Raw genomic sequence first — 15,726 nt, forward strand, 5'->3', positions numbered from 1 at the left:
AGAACCGCGCCCTTCAACCACGCGAAACCTGCCCGTAACACCGGGACCGCGACAGTTCACCCCCGCGAAACCCCTGGCGCGGCCGCGCGAAACAGGACGTGCCGATGCTCCTCCGCAACCGACGTGCAGTGGAGGTCGACGTGGATACAGGGGACACCGCCTGGGTGCTCACCAGTGCCGCACTGGTGCTGTTGATGACGCCGGGACTTGCCTTCTTCTACGGGGGCATGGTCCGGTCCAAGAGTGTGCTCAACATGATGATGATGAGCCTGGGTGCCATCGGCGTGGTCGGTGTGCTCTGGGTGTTGGTCGGCTACTCCACCGCGTTCGGCACCGACCTCGGTGGCGGCCTGCTGGGCAAGCCGTTCGAGTTCTTCGGCCTGGACGGCCTGCTGACCAAGGAATCGCTGTTCGGGACCGTGCCGACGACCGTGTTCGTCGCGTTCCAGGCGATGTTCGCCATCATCACGGTGGCCCTGATCTCCGGCGCGATCGCCGACCGCGCCCGCTTCGGTCCGTGGCTGCTCTTCGCCGGCCTGTGGTCCCTGGTCGTGTACTTCCCGGTCGCGCACTGGGTGTTCGACTTCGACGGCAAGGACGCCGACGGCAACGTCGTCGACCCCGGCGGCTGGATCGCCAACAAGCTCCTCGCGATCGACTTCGCCGGCGGCACCGCGGTCCACATCAACGCGGGCGCGGCGGGCCTCGCGCTGGCGCTCGTCCTCGGCAAGCGCGTCGGTTGGCCGAAGGACCGGATGAAGCCGCACAGCCTGCCGCTGGTCGTCCTGGGCGCCGGCCTGCTGTGGTTCGGCTGGTTCGGCTTCAACGCGGGCTCCGCGCTCGGCGCGAACGCCACCGCGGGCGTCACGTTCGTCAACACCCTGGTCGCCACCGCCGCCGCCATGCTCGCCTGGCTCGCCGTGGAGCGCGTCCGCGACGGCAACGCCACCACCCTCGGCGCGGCCTCCGGCGTCGTCGCGGGCCTCGTCGCCATCACCCCCGCCTGCTCCTCGGTCACCCCCGTCGGCGCCATCGCCATCGGCGCGATCACCGGCGCCCTGTGCGCCCTGGCCGTCAGCCTCAAGTACCGCTTCGGCTTCGACGACTCGCTCGACGTGGTCGGCGTGCACCTGGTCGGCGGTCTGTCCGGCACCATCCTGATCGGCTTCTTCGCCAGCTCGGCCGCCCCCGCGGGCATCGACGGCCTCTTCTACGGCGGCGGCGTGGACCAGCTGTGGCGCCAGGCGGTGGGCGCGCTCGCCGTGCTCGCCTACTCCTTCGTCCTCAGCCTGCTCCTCGGCTACCTGGTGAAGTTCACCGTCGGCTTCCGCGTCGACGAGGAGGCCGAGGTCGGCGGCATCGACGAGGCCGAGCACGCGGAGACCGCGTACGAGTTCGGCTCGGGCCTCGGCACCCGCGGTGCCTCCAAGCCCAGCGCCGCCGCGGGCGCCACCGCGGTCCTTGAGGGGAGCAACAAGTCATGAAGCTGGTCACCGCGATCATCAAGCCGTTCACCCTCGACGACGTGAAGACATCCCTGGAACAGCTCGGGGTGCTCGGCATGACCGTCAGCGAGGTCCAGGGCTACGGCCGGCAGAAGGGCCACACCGAGGTCTACCGCGGCGCCGAGTACGCCGTCGACTTCGTGCCCAAGCTGCGCATCGAGGTGCTGATCGACGACGCCGCCGTGGACAAGGTCCTCGACGCCGTCGTGGAGGCCGCGCGCACCGGCAAGATCGGCGACGGGAAGGTCTGGGTGACGCCGGTCGACACGGTCATCCGGGTCCGGACCGGGGAGCGCGGCTCGGACGCCCTCTGAGGCAATGGGAGACGGCCGTATGGAGAACACCGAGACGGCCGTCGTCACGGCTGACGACCTGGTGCGGGCACGCGATCGGCTGCTCGCGCCGGGTCGGCGCCGTCTGACGGGGGAGTCGCTGCGCGAGGCGCTGGTCGACCTGCACGAGTTCTGGCTGACCGCCCACGCCGCGCAGGCGGGCGTCGGCAGGCCGGGCAGCGGGGTCGCCCTGGTCGCCGTGGGGGGCCTGGGCAGGCGCGAGCTGGTGCCCTACTCCGACCTCGACCTGCTCCTGGTGCACAACGGGCACAAGGGCGTGGACGGCATCGCGGAGAAGCTCTGGTACCCGCTGTGGAACTCGGGCATCGGCCTGGACCACTCGGTGCGCACCGTCGGCGAGGCGCTGCGCGTCGCCGCCGACGACCTGCGCACCGCGCTGGGCCTGCTCGACACCCGCCACCTCGCGGGCGACCAGGAGGTCAGCCGGCGGCTCGCGGACGGCGCGCGCCAGGCGTGGCGCACCGGCGTGCGCGCCCGGCTGGACGAGATGTCCGAGTCCGCGTCGCGCCGGTGGGCGCGCAGCGGCGAGATCGCGCACCGCGTGGAACCCGACCTCAAGCACGGCCGCGGCGGACTGCGGGACGTGGTGCTGCTGGACGCGCTGTCCGCGGCGCAGCTGGTCGACCGGCCGTCGGCGGAGGTCGACGAGGCCCGCAAGCTGCTGCTGGACGTGCGCACCGAGCTGCGCCGGGTGGCCGGCCGCCCGCGCGACGTGCTGCGCGCCCAGGACGGTGACGAGGTCGCCGCCGCGCTCGGCCTCCAGGACCGGTTCGCGCTGGCCAGGGCGATGTCGTCGGCCGCGCGGACGATCGTGTACGCGGTGGACGTGGCCATGCGCACGGCGCGGGCCGCCGTGCCGAGGAAGGGCCTGGGCGTCTTCGCCCGCTCCACGCTGCGGCGCACGCCCTCCCGGCGCCCGCTGGACGAGGGGGTCGTGCTGCACGGCGCGGAGGTGGCCCTGGCGCGCGACGCCGTGCCCGGCCGCGACCCCGCGCTGCTGCTGCGGGTCGCCGCGGCCGCCGCGCGCGGCAAGCACCCGATCGCGCCGGGCACGCTCGCCACGCTCGCGGACACCGCGCCCGAGCTGCGCCAGCCGTGGCCCCGGGAGGCCCGCGACGAGCTGCTGGCCCTGCTGGGCAGCGGCACCGGCCTGGTCGACGTGGTGGAGGCGCTGGACCGCACCGGCCTGTGGGGCAGGCTGTTCCCCGAGTGGGGCGCGGTCCGCGACCTGCCGCCGCGCGACGCCGCCCACACCTGGACCGTCGACCGGCACCTCGTGCAGGCCACCGCGCACGCCGCCCGCCTGGTCACCCGGGTCTCCCGGCCCGACCTGCTGCTGCTCGGCGCCCTGGTGCACGACATCGGCAAGGGCCGGCAGGCCGACCACTCCGAGGTGGGCGCCGCCCTCACCACGCAGATCGCCGAACGCCTCGGCCTGTGGCCCCAGGACGTCGCCACGCTCACCGCGCTCGTGCGCCACCACCTCCTCCTGCCGCACACGGCGACGCGCCGCGACGTGGAGGACGAGGCGACCGTGCGACGGGTCGTGGACACCCTCGACGGCGACCCGGTGCTGCTCGAACTGCTCCACGCGCTGGCCGAGGCCGACGCCGTGGCCACCGGGCCCAACGCGTGGTCGGAGTGGAAGTCCTCGCTGATCGGCGACCTGGTCGTACGCTGCCGCACGGCGATGGCGGGCGACCCCCTGCCCGAGCCCGAGCCGCTCGACCGGCGCCGGCGCGACCTCGCGGCCGCCGTGCTGGCCGGCGGCCGGCCGGACGTGCTGGTCGACCCCGGCAACCAGGGCGCCGTCGTCACCGTGGTGGCGCCGGACCGGCCCGGCCTGCTGTCCCGGGCGGCGGGGGTGCTCGCGCTGAACTCCCTGGAGGTGCACGCGGCCACGCTGCGGTCGCACGTCGACCCCTCCCTCGGCGCGGTCGCCGTGGACGTGTTCACCGTGTCGCCGCGGTTCGGCTCGCTGCCGGACGTGGCACTGCTGCGCGAGCAGCTGATCCGGGCCCTGGACGGCTCGCTGCCGCTGGCCGACAAGCTGGCCGCCAAGGAGCGCGACTACGGCGGCCCGCCCCAGGACCCGCCGCCGCCGAAGGTGCTGTGGTTCGACGACGAGTCGACCGGCGCCGTCGTGCTGGAGCTGCGCGCGGCCGACCGGATCGGGCTGTTGCACCGCGTCGCCGACGCCCTGGAGCGGTCCGGTGTGGACGTCGCCTGGGCCCGGGTGTCCACAATGGGCTCCACGGTGGTCGACTCGTTCGCCCTCACCGTGCCGGGCGGCCTCGACGCCGCCGCCCGCCGCGCGGTCGAACGCGCCGTGCTGCTCGCCGCCGGGTGACTCCGCGCGCCCGGGTTGCGTAGCTCTACGCACAACCGACCGGGGGTGCTCACGCTGCCCCCGCGCCCGTCCTCGGGGCAAGCTTCCGGCATGGCAGGGGGGACCCCGCCCGATCAAGGGGGGTGGGGCGGGGGATCGTCGCCACGGCCGGCCGGTGGCGGCCCATCGAGGGGTTGGGCCGCCGCCGGTCGCGGCCGGTCGTGGCCGGGAACTCAACCGCTCCCGGAACGTCTCCTTAGTATGGACGTGATGACCGCTGTCGCTGTGAGGCCGCGCTCGCTCGTGGTGCTGGCCGGACTGCCGGGAGCGGGCAAGACGACGCTGCTCGCCGCCGCCGACACCGGGGGAGCGCCGACCGTCGTGCTGGACTCCGACCAGGTCCGGAGCGCCCTCACGGCCGCTCTGCCCCGGGCGCTCCCCTACCGCTTCTACCGGCCGCTGGTCCACCTGGTCCACCGCACCCGCATCCTCTGGTTCGCGCTCACCGCCACCACCAGCCTGCTGCTGGTGCACGAGCCGTCGACCCGGCCCACCACCAGGGCCGGTCTGGTCGTGGTCGGCGTGCTGAGCAACCGGCCGCGGCACTTCGTGTGGCTCGACGCCACGCCGGAGGAGGCGTTCTCGGGCCAGGTCGCGCGGGGCAGGCTGATCCGCTCCCGGTCGTTCGGGCGGCACGTGCGCCGCGCGACCCGCCTGCGGACCCGGTTCACCGCGGGCCGACCCCCTCGCGGGTGGCACGGCGTGACCGTGCTGACCCGCCGGGACCGCCTGCGCCTGTCGGTGACGGCCGGCTGAACGGCTACCCTGGGAAGCGACCAGTGGCGGAAACCGACGTGCGAGGTCTGGCGGCACCGTGTTCAACACCCTTTCCGACCGGCTCACCGGGGTTCTCCAGAACCTGAGGGGCAAGGGACGGCTGTCCGAGGCGGACATCGACGCCACCGCGCGCGAGATCCGGGTCGCGCTGCTGGAGGCCGACGTCGCGCTGCCCGTGGTGCGGACGTTCATCGCCAAGGTCAAGGAGCGCGCCAAGGGCTCCGAGGTCAGCCAGGCGCTGAACCCGGCCCAGCAGGTCGTCAAGATCGTCAACGAGGAGCTCGTCGGCATCCTCGGCGGCGAGACCCGGCGGCTGAACCTGGCCAAGAACCCGCCGAGCGTGATCATGCTCGCCGGCCTCCAGGGCGCGGGCAAGACGACGCTGGCGGGCAAGCTGGCCAAGTGGCTCCGCGGCCAGGGCCACACCCCGATCCTGGTCGCCTGCGACCTCCAGCGCCCCAACGCGGTGACCCAGCTCCAGGTCGTCGGCGAGCGCGCCGGCGTGAAGGTGTTCGCGCCCGAGCCGGGCAACGGCGTGGGCGACCCCGTCGACGTCGCCCGCCGCGGCATCGAGGAGGCCAGGCGGTCGCAGCACGACGTCGTCGTGGTCGACACCGCGGGCCGCCTCGGCGTGGACGAGGAGATGATGCGCCAGGCGGCCGACATCCGCGCCGCCGTCCAGCCGGACGAGGTGCTGTTCGTCGTCGACGCCATGATCGGCCAGGACGCCGTGAACACGGCGACCGCGTTCCGCGACGGCGTCGGCTTCACCGGCGTGGTGCTCACCAAGCTCGACGGCGACGCCCGCGGTGGCGCCGCGCTCAGCGTCCGCGAGGTCACCGGCCAGCCGATCCTGTTCGCCTCGAACGGCGAGAAGCTGGAGGACTTCGACGTCTTCCACCCGGACCGGATGGCGAGCCGCATCCTGGGCATGGGCGACATGCTCACCCTGATCGAGCAGGCCGAGCAGGCGTTCGACGCCGACCAGGCCGAAGCCGCCGCGGTGAAGATGGGCTCCGGCCAGCTCACCCTGGAGGACTTCCTCGAGCAGATGCTGGCCCTGCGCAAGATGGGGCCCATCGCGAACCTGCTGGGCATGCTGCCCGGCGCGGGCCAGATGAAGGACCAGCTCGCCAACCTGGACGAGAAGCACCTCGACCGCGTGCAGGCGATCATCCGCGGCATGACGCCCGCCGAGCGCGACGACCCGAAGATCATCAACGCCTCGCGCCGGCTGCGCATCGCCAACGGCTCCGGCGTCCGGGTCAGCGACGTGAACGACCTGGTCAACCGCTTCTTCGAAGCGCGCAAGATGATGTCGCAGATGGCCGGCCGGTTCGGCCTGCCCGGCGCCGGTGGCGGCAAGAACAACCGCAAGGGCAAGGGCAAGAAGGGGAAGAAGGGCAAGGGGCGCGGCCCGACGCCGCCGAAGGTGCGCGGCGGCTTCCCCGGGATGGTGCCCGGCATGATGCCCGGTGGCATGCCGCCCGGCATGCCCGGCGGCGCGCCCGAGCTGCCCCCCGGCCTCGGTGGCCTCGACCAGCTGCCGCCCGGCTTCGACCCGTCGAAGCTGAAGTTCGGCAAGTGACCGGTCTGCACCTGCGCGGCGTCGTCCTCCCGGAGGGTGGCGACCCGCGCGACCTGTGGGTGGTCAACGGCCGCATCCGCACGCGGCCCGTGCCGGGCGCCACCACCGTCGTCGACGGTGGCTACCTGCTGCCCGGCCTGGTCGACGCGCACTGCCACGTGGGCCTCGGCCCGAAGGGCGCCGTCGACCTTCCCGAGGCCGCGGAGCAGGCGCTCACCGACCGCCGGGCGGGCACGCTGCTCGTCCGCGACTGCGGCTCGCCGCTGGACACCAGGCCGTTGCAGGAGCGCCTGGACCTGCCCCGGATCATCCGCGCGGGCCGGCACATCGCCCGCCCCAAGCGGTACATCAAGTACCTGGGCGTGGAGGTCGAGGACCCGGCCGACCTGCCGGCCGCCGTCGCCGAGCAGGTCGGGCAGGGCGACGGCTGGGTCAAGCTCGTCGGCGACTGGATCGACCGCGGGAGCGGCGACCTGAAGCCGCTGTGGACCCGCGACGCGCTCACCGAGGCCGTCAAGGTCGCCCACGAGGGCGGGGCACGGGTCACCGCCCACGTGTTCGGCGAGGAGGCCCTGCCCGACCTGCTCGACGCGGGCATCGACTGCGTCGAGCACGGCACCGGCCTCACCGACGCCACCGTCGAGCAGATGGCCCGCAACGGCACCGCCCTGGTCCCGACGCTGATCAACACCGAGAACTTCCCGTCGATCGCGGCGGGCGCCGACAAGTACCCGGTCTACCAGCGGCACATGCTCGACCTGTACGCGCGCAGCGCCGGGACCGTCGCCAAGGCGGTCGAGGCGGGCGTGCCCGTGTTCGCGGGCACCGACGCGGGCGGCGGCATCGAGCACGGCCGGATCGTCGACGAGGTGCAGGCCCTGCGCCGGGTCGGCATGACGGCGGAACGCGCGCTCGGCGCGGCGTCGTGGGCGGCCCGCGAGTGGCTGGGCTTCCCGTCGCTGACCGAGGGCGCGGCGGCCGACGTCGTGGTCTACCGGACCGACCCGCGCGTCGACCTGGACGCCCTGCGCCACCCGGAGCTGGTCATGCTGCGGGGCCGCGTCCACGCCTGACCGATCCCGGGCCTGCCCGATCCCGGGCCTGACCGATTCGGGCCTGACCGATTCGGGCCTGATCAGGCCCGGGGCCGACCGGCGCGCACGACCCCGAAGGCGCCGTGCCGCCGTCAGGGTGATCTTGACCGCCCTCGGGCGGCGTGCCCCGACCGGGCACCACTACGTTCGGACGAGTGGAGGAACAGGACACCGGGCGGGCACACTGGGGCTTCCTGGCGTTCTTCACGGGGCTGGCGGGCTACTACCTGGCCACCCTGGTGTCCACCGCGGCGACGGCCGATCGCTTCGCCGAGGTCGACATCTCCGACCCGCCGGTGCTCGGCCCGCTCCTGCTGCTGGTGTTCCTGCCGAACGTGCTGCTCGGCCTGGGACCCGCCGTCGTGTCCTGGCGGTGGGGCGCCGGGCCGAACCGGGACTTCGGCCTGCTGCCCACGGTCCGCGACCTCAAGGTCGGCCTGGCCGCGGGCGGCGCGGCGCTGCTGGCGGCGTGGCTGCTCGGCGCGATCCTGCTCCGGCTGACCCGGGACCAGACGTCCGGCGCGGAGCGGATCGAGGCGCTGTCGGGCGGTCGCACCGTCTGGCTGGCCGCCGCGGTCCTGTTCGTCTTCCTCGGTGCGCCGCTGGCCGAGGAGCTGCTGACCAGGGGAGCCCTGTGGCAGGCACTGGCCCACTACCGGGTGCCGCGGGTCGCGGTCCTCGCCCTCACCGCGCTGGTGTTCGCCTTCCTGCACGAGGAGAGCTGGCGCATGATCAGCCTCTTCGCCCAGGGGCTGGCCATCGGCGCGGCCCGCATGATCACCGGGCGCGTGGCGTCGAGCGTGGTGGCCCACGCGACGAACAACCTGTTGCCCGCCGTGTACCTCTACACCGGCTGATTAGGGTGGATGGCTGTGAACCCACCGGACGAACCCCCGACGGGACTGATCGCCAGCGTCCGCGCGGTCGGCCGCGAGCCGGAACCCGCCCGTTCCGGGCAGCGCTGGGGCTTCGGCGCGTTCCTGCTGGTCGAGGCGATCTTCATCCTCAGCGCCGTGTTCATCACGGCGATCGCCCGCACCTCGGGCACCGACCTCGGCAACTCGGTGGCGTTCATCCTGGTCGGCTCGATCGTCCCGACCGTGCTCGCCGCCACCGTGGCCGTCGTCATCACCTACCTGCGCGGCAACGGCCCGTGGCAGGACCTGCGCCTGGGCTGGGACTGGGCGGACGTGAAGGTCGGCCTCAAGCTCGGCGCCCTCGGCCTGGTGCTCACCTACGTGGCCGCGGTGGTCTGGTCCCGGGTGGTCGGCGACCAGAACGCCACCTCGGCCATCGGCGAACTGGTCGACGGCGCGGCCCTGCCGCTCGGCGCGGCCGTCGCGATGTTCCTCTACGTGTGCTTCCTCGGCCCGGTCTGCGAGGAGGTCATCTACCGCGGCCTGCTGTGGGGGGCGATCGAGCGGCAGCGCTGGAGCCGGTGGGCGGCGTTCACGCTCACCACGCTGATCTTCGCCGCGAGCCACCTGGAGCCGCTGCGGACCTCGCTGCTCATCGTCATCGCGATCCCGATCGGCATCGCCCGGCTGATCACGCGCAGGCTGACGGCGAGCGTCGTCGCGCACGTGGTCAACAACTTCCTGCCCGGTCTGACCCTGCTCCTCGTCTCCGTGGGGGTGATGCCCGCGTGATCGACCTCAACAGCGACCTCGGTGAGGGCTTCGGCATCTGGCGGCTCGGTGACGACGATGCCCTGCTCGACGTCGTGACCAGCGCGAACGTGGCCTGCGGGTTCCACGCGGGCGATCCGTCGACGATGCGCCGGGTGTGCGAGCGGGCCGCCGCCCGGGGTGTCGCCGTCGGCGCCCAGGTCTCCTACCGCGACCTCGCGGGCTTCGGCCGCCGGTTCATCGACGTCGATCCGCGCGAACTGGCCGACGAGGTGCTCTACCAGATCGGCGCCCTGGAGGCGTGCGCCCGCGCGGCCGGCACGTCGGTGACCTACGTGAAGCCGCACGGCGCGCTCTACAACGCCACCGTGCACCACGACGGGCAGGCCGCCGCCGTGGTGGCGGGGGTGCGGGCGTTCGGCGACCTGCCGGTCCTCGGGCTGCCCGGCTCGCGCCTGCTGCACCACGCCGCGCGCGCGGGCCTGCGCCCGGTGCGCGAGGCGTTCGCCGACCGCGCGTACACCCCGGAGGGGACCCTGGTGCCGCGCCGCGAGCCGGGGGCCGTGCTCGGCGACGCGGACGCCGTCCTCGCGCAGGTCCTGCGGCTCGCCGAGCGCGGTGAGCTGGTCGCCGCGGACGGGTCCGTGATCGAGGTCGACGTCGACTCGGTGTGCGTGCACGGCGACACGCCGGGGGCCGTCGAACACGCCCGGGTGATCCGCGCGGCCCTGGCGTCGGCGGGGGTGGACGTGGCCCGGTTCGTCCCGGGGGCGACGCGTCTGGCAGAATGATTGGTTGTTCGCCGAGGTCGGTCCCTCTCACCGTGCCGTGGCGCCCCAGACACCTGGGCTTTTCGCACCCGTGCCCCACGCGGGTGAGGACTGCCCAACCTGAGCACATCGAAGCACGAGGAGCACCCACACCCGTGGCCGTCAAGATCAAGCTTCAGCGACTCGGCAAGATCCGTCAGCCGTACTACCGGATCGTCGTCGCCGACGCCCGCACCCGCCGCAGTGGCAAGGCCATCGAGACGATCGGCAAGTACCACCCGAAGGAAGAGCCGTCGTTCATCGCGGTCGACAGCGACCGCGCGCAGTACTGGCTGGGTGTCGGCGCGCAGCCGACCGAGTCCGTGCAGCGCCTGCTGGAGATCACCGGCGACTGGCAGAAGTTCAAGGGCCTGCCGGGCGCCGAGGGCACGCTGAAGGTCAAGGAGCCCAAGCCCAGCAAGGCGGACCTGTTCGCCGCCGCGCTGGCCGCCGCCGGCGACGCGCCGTCGACCGAGGCCACCACGCCGAAGAAGAAGGCCGCCAAGAAGGCCGACGCCGAGCCCGCCGCCGACGCCCCCAAGGACGAGGCGTGAGCTTGTTGGCTGACGCCCTCGAACACCTCGTTCGGGGCATCGTCGACCACCCGGACGACGTCCGGGTGAACCTGGTCACGACCCGGCGCGGTCGCACGCTGGAGGTCCACGTCCACCCGGACGACCTCGGCAAGGTGATCGGCCGCTCCGGCCGCACCGCGACCGCGCTGCGCACCGTGATGGCCGGCATCGGTGGTCGTGGCGTGCGGGTCGACGTGGTCGACACCGACCGCTGAGCGCGCGCATGGACGTCGTCGTCGGCCGCGTGGCCAAGGCGCACGGGATCAGCGGCGAGCTCGCCGTCGACGTGCGCACCGATTCACCCGAGACCCGGTTCGCGCCGGGCTCGGTGCTGGCCGCGAAGCTGCGCGACGGCACGTCCCGCGACCTCACCGTCACAGCCGCCCGGAACCACTCCGGGCGGCTGCTGGTGCGCTTCGAGGAGGTCCTGACGCGGGACGTGGCGGAGACGCTGCGCGGCACGCTGCTGCTCGGCAGCACGGACGACCTGCCGCCCACCGGCGACCCGGACGAGTTCTACGACCACGAGCTGGAGGGCCTGGCCGCCGAGCTGGCCGACGGCACGAAGGTCGGCACGGTCCGCGAGGTCGTGCACGGTCCCGGTGGCGAGCTGCTGGTCATCACCCGCGAGGGCGGCGGCGAGCACCTGGTGCCGTTCGTGCGGGAGATCGTCCCCACGGTCGACGTCGCCGGCCGGCGCGTCGTGCTGACCCCGCCCGAGGGCCTGCTCGATGCGGATTGACGTCGTCACGATCTTCCCGGAGTACCTCGACCCGCTCCGGGCCGCCCTGCTCGGCAAGGCGGTCGACCGGGGCCTGATCTCGGTCGGCGTGCACGACCTGCGCGACTGGACCCACGACGTGCACAAGGCCGTGGACGACAGCCCGTACGGCGGCGGCCCCGGCATGGTGATGAAGCCGCAGGTCTGGGGCGACGCCCTGGACGCGGTGTGCACGGAGGGGACGCGGCTCGTCGTGCCCACGCCGGCCGGCCGGCCGTTCACCCAGGCGATGGCCCACGAGTTCGCCGCCGAGGAGCACCTGGTGTTCGCCTGCGGCCGGTACGAGGGCATCGACCAGCGGGTCGTGGACGACGCGTCCCGCCGGATGCGCGTGGACGAGGTCTCCATCGGCGACTACGTGCTGGTCGGCGGCGAGGTCGCCGTGCTCGTCGTGGTCGAGGCGGTGGCCCGGCTGCTGCCCGGCGTGCTGGGCAACCCGAAGTCCGCCGCGGAGGACTCGTTCTCCGACGGCCTGCTCGAAGGGCCGAGCTACACCCGCCCCGAGGTGTGGCGCGACCTGGCCGTGCCCGAGGTGCTGCGCTCGGGCAACCACCGGCTGATCGACCGCTGGCGCCGCGACCAGTCGCTGCGCCGCACCCGGGAGCGCCGCCCCGAACTGCTCGCCGCGCTGCCCGACAGCGCGTTCGACAAGCACGACCGCACGCTCCTGGACGAGCTCGACTAGGCCCGATTTCGTCCCGGCCGTGCCCATCTGGCACACTGGACAGGTTGCTGCACCCGGTTCAACTTGTCCGGCGTGCGCTAGCCCGCCCCCGAAGGCCGTGAAGTTTCACCCGAACGCGCGCCGGGGGAGTACGTACACGTGAGGACGAGGACGGACCACCGATGAACACCCTGGACGCTCTTGACGCCCAGTCGCTGCGCTCCGACATCCCGAGCTTCCGGCCGGGCGACACGCTGAAGGTCCACGTCCGCGTCATCGAGGGCTCCCGCGAGCGGGTCCAGGTGTTCCAGGGCGTCGTGATCCGCCGCCAGGGTGGCGGCATCCGCGAGACCTTCACCGTCCGCAAGGTCTCGTTCGGCGTCGGCGTCGAGCGCACCTTCCCGGTGCACTCCCCGAACATCGCCGAGGTCGAGGTCGCCACCCGCGGCGCCGTGCGCCGCGCGAAGCTCTACTACCTCCGCGACCTGCGCGGCAAGGCCGCCAAGATCAAGGAGAAGCGCGACGCGAAGCCCGGGGCCAAGCCGGCCTCCTGACGCCGGGCTCACGCGGAACCAGTAGCCTGCCCACGTGGCAGAACCCGTGCACCGCTCCGCTGACGAAGACGGTCAGGAACCCGCAGCCGAGTCCACTCCGGACGCGGCTGCGGGTGACGGTCCGAAGGACAAGAAGAAGCCGCCGCTGTGGCGCGAGCTGCTCGTGCTCGCCGCGACGGCCCTCGTCCTCACCGTCCTGATCCAGACCTTCCTGGCGAGGGTGTACGTGATCCCGTCGCAGTCGATGGAGGAGACCCTCCACGGCTGCCCCGGGTGCAACAACGACCGCGTGCTGGTCGACAAGCTGGTCTACGACTTCGGCGACATCGAACCCGGCGAGGTCGTGGTCTTCCGCGGCCCCGACGCGTGGGGCAACAACGACTTCACCTCGGTGCGCTCCGAGAACCCGGTCGTCGCCGGCCTCCAGTCGGTGCTGTCCCTGGTCGGCCTCGCGCCGCCGGACGAGCGCGACTTCGTCAAGCGGGTCATCGCCGTCGGCGGCCAGACCGTCGAGTGCTGCGACGACCGGCACCGGCTCAAGGTCGACGGCAAGCCGCTCGACGAGCCCTACGTCTACTGGGCGCCCGGCACCTCGCCGGAGGACCACAAGCCGTTCGAGAAGGTCACGGTCCCCGAGGGCCACCTCTGGGTCATGGGCGACAACCGGACGAACTCCACCGACTCCCGCGCGCAGGGCGGCGGCGGCCTGAACGGCACCGTGCCCGAGGAGAACGTGATCGGCAAGGCGCGCGTCATCGTGCTGCCGCCGTCGCGCTGGCAGGGCATCGGCGACCACAACGCGCAGGCCGCGGCGCTCGGCGCCCCCGCGTGGCAGCAGGGCATCCCGGCCGGCGCCGGGCTCGTCGCCGCGTGGCCCCTGGTGTTCTTCACCCGGAAGGTGCGGAAGCGGTTGACCAGGGCCTCACAGGCGTGATCGGTACGCTGGGCGGGTGGTAGACGTCGCACCGTCCCGCGGCCCCTCCGACGGGGATGACCCGGAGCACGAGGAGAAGGTCGAGCAGTGGCGCGCCCGCGCGCGCAAGAAGGCCGGGAAGAAGGGCTCGTTCTGGAAGGAACTGCCCATCCTCATCGGTGTCGCCGTCGTGCTGGCGGTGCTGATCCAGTCGTTCCTGGCCAAGGTCTACATGATCCCGTCGGAGTCGATGGAGCGGACGCTGCACGGCTGCTCCGACGGCTGCTTCGGCGACCGGGTGCTGGTCGACAAGCTGACCTACGACTTCACCGAGCCCGCACCGGGTGACGTGGTGGTCTTCCACGGGCCCGACACCTGGATCAACCAGGAGTTCGCGGTCCCGGAGCCGACGAACCCGATCGCGAAGGCGATCCAGGGCCTCGGCTCGCTGATGGGCTTCCCCTCGGCGAACGAGGAGGACTTCGTCAAGCGGGTGATCGCCGTCGGCGGGCAGACCGTGCGGTGCTGCGACGACAAGAACCGGGTCGTGGTCGACGGCAAGCCGCTGGACGAGCCCTACGTCCACTGGGAGCCGGGCCGCAGCACCGTGCAGGAGTCGTTCGCGGAGCTGAAGATCCCCGAGGGCTACCTGTTCGTGCTCGGCGACAACCGCAACGACTCGTGCGACTCGCGGTGCCAGGGCGACGGCCGCGAGGGCGGCCTCGTGCCGGTGGACAACGTGGTGGGCAAGGCGCGGGCGATCGTGCTGCCGCCGTCGCGCTGGCAGGGCGTGGGCGACCACGACCCGCAGGCCGTGGCCATCGGCGCGCCCGCCTGGCAGGACGCCCTCCCGGCCGGCGTCGGGTTCGCGGCGGCGTGGCCGGTGCTGCTGCTCGGCAAGCGGGTGCGCGCCCGGTTCCGCCGCTCCCGCCTGGGATAAGGTCGAGGGGTGATCCGCAAGCCGCCCCGCGTCCAGGTCCGGCCGACCGCGGGCATCTGGGCGTTCCAGGCAGCGCTCGACCGGCGCGGCCTCGGCCCGGTGGCGGGTGTGGACGAGGCGGGGCGCGGCGCGTGCGCCGGACCGCTGGTGGTGGCCTCGTGCGTGCTCAAGCCGGGTGACGCCGCGAAGTTCACGGGCCTGACGGACTCGAAGCTGCTCACCGCCGCCGCCCGCGACCGCATGTACGACGTGGTGCTGGAGCACGCCGTCGACTACGCGGTGATCGTCGTGCCGGCGGCCGAGGTCGACCTCATCGGCGTGCACGTGGCCAACATCGAGGGCATGCGTCGGGCTGTCGCCCGTTTGGGTGCACATCCCGGCTACGTGCTGACCGACGGGTTCCCCGTGCCGGGCCTCACGGCGCCGAGCATGCCGGTCGTCAAGGGCGACCGCGTGGCGGCCTGCGTGGCGGCGGCGTCGGTGTTGGCCAAGGTCACGCGCGACCGGATCATGACCGGGCTGCACGAGGAACTGCCCGTCTACGGGTTCGACGTGCACAAGGGCTACAGCACCGCGGAGCACACCGCGGCGCTGGCGGAACACGGCCCGAGTGCGCAACACCGCTGGTCGTATGCGAATGTGGCGGCGGCAGCGGCTCGTCACGGCCTGGAGCCGCCGCACCGGGTGGCGCGTGGCGTCGTGACCGCCGGTGTGGTCCAGAATGGAACACCCCCGCAGACCAGCGGTGGCAGGCTCGCGACGAGGAGGGGCGCGGATTCGATGAATACCCGCGCGGAGGCGTAATGAGTGCAGAGGATCTCGAGAAGTACGAGACCGAGATGGAGTTGTCGCTGTACAAGGAGTACCGCGACATCGTCAGCCAGTTCTCGTTCGTCGTGGAGACCGAGCGGCGGTTCTACCTGGCCAACTCGGTGGACGTGCAGGTCCGCAACGCGGACGGCGAGGTCTACTTCGAGGTGCGGATGTCCGACGCCTGGGTGTGGGACATGTACCGCCCCGCCCGGTTCGTCAAGAACGTCCGGGTCATCACGTTCAAGGACGTGAACGTCGAGGAGCTCGACAAGCCCGAGCTGCGCCTGCCCGAGGACGGCCCGTTCAACTCCTGACACCGGCCGCATCGCGGGGGTCTGCCGTC

General features: G+C 72.9%; 18 protein-coding genes. All 18 read left to right on the forward strand.

The features are described 5' to 3' along the window. Nucleotides 1-140 precede the first annotated feature (140 nt). Nucleotides 141-1,484 (forward strand): ammonium transporter, encoded by a 1,344-nt coding sequence (locus CKY47_RS20445; protein ID WP_306747496.1) that lies wholly within the window; start codon nucleotides 141-143, stop codon nucleotides 1,482-1,484. Then, nucleotides 1,481-1,819, forward strand: coding sequence for a P-II family nitrogen regulator (locus CKY47_RS20450; RefSeq protein ID WP_306747497.1), 339 nt, complete (start codon nucleotides 1,481-1,483; stop codon nucleotides 1,817-1,819). The genes CKY47_RS20445 and CKY47_RS20450 overlap by 4 nt, the downstream gene beginning before the upstream one ends. Nucleotides 1,820-1,838: 19 nt before the next feature. Next, on the forward strand, nucleotides 1,839-4,208 hold the full coding sequence (locus CKY47_RS20455) for a [protein-PII] uridylyltransferase (protein WP_306747498.1): 2,370 nt from the start codon (nucleotides 1,839-1,841) through the stop codon (nucleotides 4,206-4,208). A gap of 249 nt (nucleotides 4,209-4,457) precedes the next feature. Then, entirely contained in the window at nucleotides 4,458-5,003 is a 546-nt protein-coding gene (locus CKY47_RS20460) for an AAA family ATPase (protein WP_306747499.1), read from the forward strand. A 58-nt stretch (nucleotides 5,004-5,061) separates the two neighbouring features. After that, a complete protein-coding gene (ffh, locus tag CKY47_RS20465) occupies nucleotides 5,062-6,612 on the forward strand; it encodes a signal recognition particle protein (RefSeq protein ID WP_306747500.1) in 1,551 nt (516 codons plus the stop codon). Next, complete coding sequence (locus tag CKY47_RS20470) at nucleotides 6,609-7,685, forward strand: amidohydrolase family protein (protein WP_306747501.1); 1,077 nt, start codon at nucleotides 6,609-6,611, stop codon at nucleotides 7,683-7,685. Before ffh ends, CKY47_RS20470 begins: the two co-directional genes overlap by 4 nt. Nucleotides 7,686-7,861: 176 nt before the next feature. Then, complete coding sequence (locus tag CKY47_RS20475; RefSeq protein ID WP_306747502.1) at nucleotides 7,862-8,563, forward strand: CPBP family intramembrane glutamic endopeptidase; 702 nt, start codon at nucleotides 7,862-7,864, stop codon at nucleotides 8,561-8,563. Between the two features lie 9 nt (nucleotides 8,564-8,572). Continuing rightward, nucleotides 8,573-9,355, forward strand: coding sequence for a CPBP family intramembrane glutamic endopeptidase (locus tag CKY47_RS20480; RefSeq protein WP_371320704.1), 783 nt, complete (start codon nucleotides 8,573-8,575; stop codon nucleotides 9,353-9,355). After that, nucleotides 9,352-10,125, forward strand: coding sequence for a LamB/YcsF family protein (locus tag CKY47_RS20485; RefSeq protein ID WP_306747505.1), 774 nt, complete (start codon nucleotides 9,352-9,354; stop codon nucleotides 10,123-10,125). Before CKY47_RS20480 ends, CKY47_RS20485 begins: the two co-directional genes overlap by 4 nt. Before the next feature lie 134 nt (nucleotides 10,126-10,259). After that, nucleotides 10,260-10,697: a 30S ribosomal protein S16 gene (gene rpsP, locus CKY47_RS20490; RefSeq protein WP_306747506.1), complete on the forward strand. Its 438-nt coding sequence runs from the start codon at nucleotides 10,260-10,262 to the stop codon at nucleotides 10,695-10,697. Beyond that, nucleotides 10,694-10,933: an RNA-binding protein gene (locus tag CKY47_RS20495; protein WP_015104447.1), complete on the forward strand. Its 240-nt coding sequence runs from the start codon at nucleotides 10,694-10,696 to the stop codon at nucleotides 10,931-10,933. The genes rpsP and CKY47_RS20495 overlap by 4 nt, the downstream gene beginning before the upstream one ends. Before the next feature lie 8 nt (nucleotides 10,934-10,941). Further along, nucleotides 10,942-11,460 carry a ribosome maturation factor RimM gene (gene rimM, locus CKY47_RS20500; protein WP_306747508.1) on the forward strand — a complete coding sequence of 173 codons (519 nt, stop codon included), beginning with the start codon at nucleotides 10,942-10,944 and terminating at the stop codon, nucleotides 11,458-11,460. Further along, on the forward strand, nucleotides 11,450-12,184 hold the full coding sequence (gene trmD / locus CKY47_RS20505; protein WP_306747509.1) for a tRNA (guanosine(37)-N1)-methyltransferase TrmD: 735 nt from the start codon (nucleotides 11,450-11,452) through the stop codon (nucleotides 12,182-12,184). The genes rimM and trmD overlap by 11 nt, the downstream gene beginning before the upstream one ends. 161 nt (nucleotides 12,185-12,345) lie before the next feature. Next, complete coding sequence (rplS, locus tag CKY47_RS20510; RefSeq protein ID WP_306747510.1) at nucleotides 12,346-12,717, forward strand: 50S ribosomal protein L19; 372 nt, start codon at nucleotides 12,346-12,348, stop codon at nucleotides 12,715-12,717. Between the two features lie 34 nt (nucleotides 12,718-12,751). Continuing rightward, on the forward strand, nucleotides 12,752-13,651 hold the full coding sequence (gene lepB, locus CKY47_RS20515) for a signal peptidase I (RefSeq protein ID WP_306747511.1): 900 nt from the start codon (nucleotides 12,752-12,754) through the stop codon (nucleotides 13,649-13,651). 16 nt (nucleotides 13,652-13,667) lie between these two features. Further along, nucleotides 13,668-14,570, forward strand: coding sequence for a signal peptidase I (gene lepB, locus CKY47_RS20520; RefSeq protein WP_306747513.1), 903 nt, complete (start codon nucleotides 13,668-13,670; stop codon nucleotides 14,568-14,570). 9 nt (nucleotides 14,571-14,579) lie between these two features. Continuing rightward, nucleotides 14,580-15,374 (forward strand): ribonuclease HII, encoded by a 795-nt coding sequence (locus tag CKY47_RS20525; RefSeq protein WP_306747514.1) that lies wholly within the window; start codon nucleotides 14,580-14,582, stop codon nucleotides 15,372-15,374. After that, nucleotides 15,374-15,697 (forward strand): DUF2469 domain-containing protein, encoded by a 324-nt coding sequence (locus CKY47_RS20530; protein ID WP_033431454.1) that lies wholly within the window; start codon nucleotides 15,374-15,376, stop codon nucleotides 15,695-15,697. The genes CKY47_RS20525 and CKY47_RS20530 overlap by 1 nt, the downstream gene beginning before the upstream one ends. The last annotated feature ends 29 nt before the right edge of the window (nucleotides 15,698-15,726 follow it).

Origin of the sequence: Saccharothrix longispora (assembly GCF_030852425.1) — a bacterium.
In the GTDB taxonomy this organism is placed as follows: Bacteria; Actinomycetota; Actinomycetes; order Mycobacteriales; family Pseudonocardiaceae; genus Actinosynnema; species Actinosynnema longispora.

Coding starts and splice junctions, on each gene's coding strand:
- CKY47_RS20480 (WP_371320704.1), top strand. CDS start 8,573: ATGGCTGTGAACCCACCGGACGAACCCCCGACGGGACTGATCGCCAGC.
- rplS (WP_306747510.1), top strand. CDS start 12,346: ATGAACACCCTGGACGCTCTTGACGCCCAGTCGCTGCGCTCCGACATC.
- trmD (WP_306747509.1), top strand. CDS start 11,450: ATGCGGATTGACGTCGTCACGATCTTCCCGGAGTACCTCGACCCGCTC.
- CKY47_RS20455 (WP_306747498.1), top strand. CDS start 1,839: ATGGAGAACACCGAGACGGCCGTCGTCACGGCTGACGACCTGGTGCGG.
- CKY47_RS20450 (WP_306747497.1), top strand. CDS start 1,481: ATGAAGCTGGTCACCGCGATCATCAAGCCGTTCACCCTCGACGACGTG.
- CKY47_RS20530 (WP_033431454.1), top strand. CDS start 15,374: ATGAGTGCAGAGGATCTCGAGAAGTACGAGACCGAGATGGAGTTGTCG.
- rimM (WP_306747508.1), top strand. CDS start 10,942: ATGGACGTCGTCGTCGGCCGCGTGGCCAAGGCGCACGGGATCAGCGGC.
- CKY47_RS20460 (WP_306747499.1), top strand. CDS start 4,458: ATGACCGCTGTCGCTGTGAGGCCGCGCTCGCTCGTGGTGCTGGCCGGA.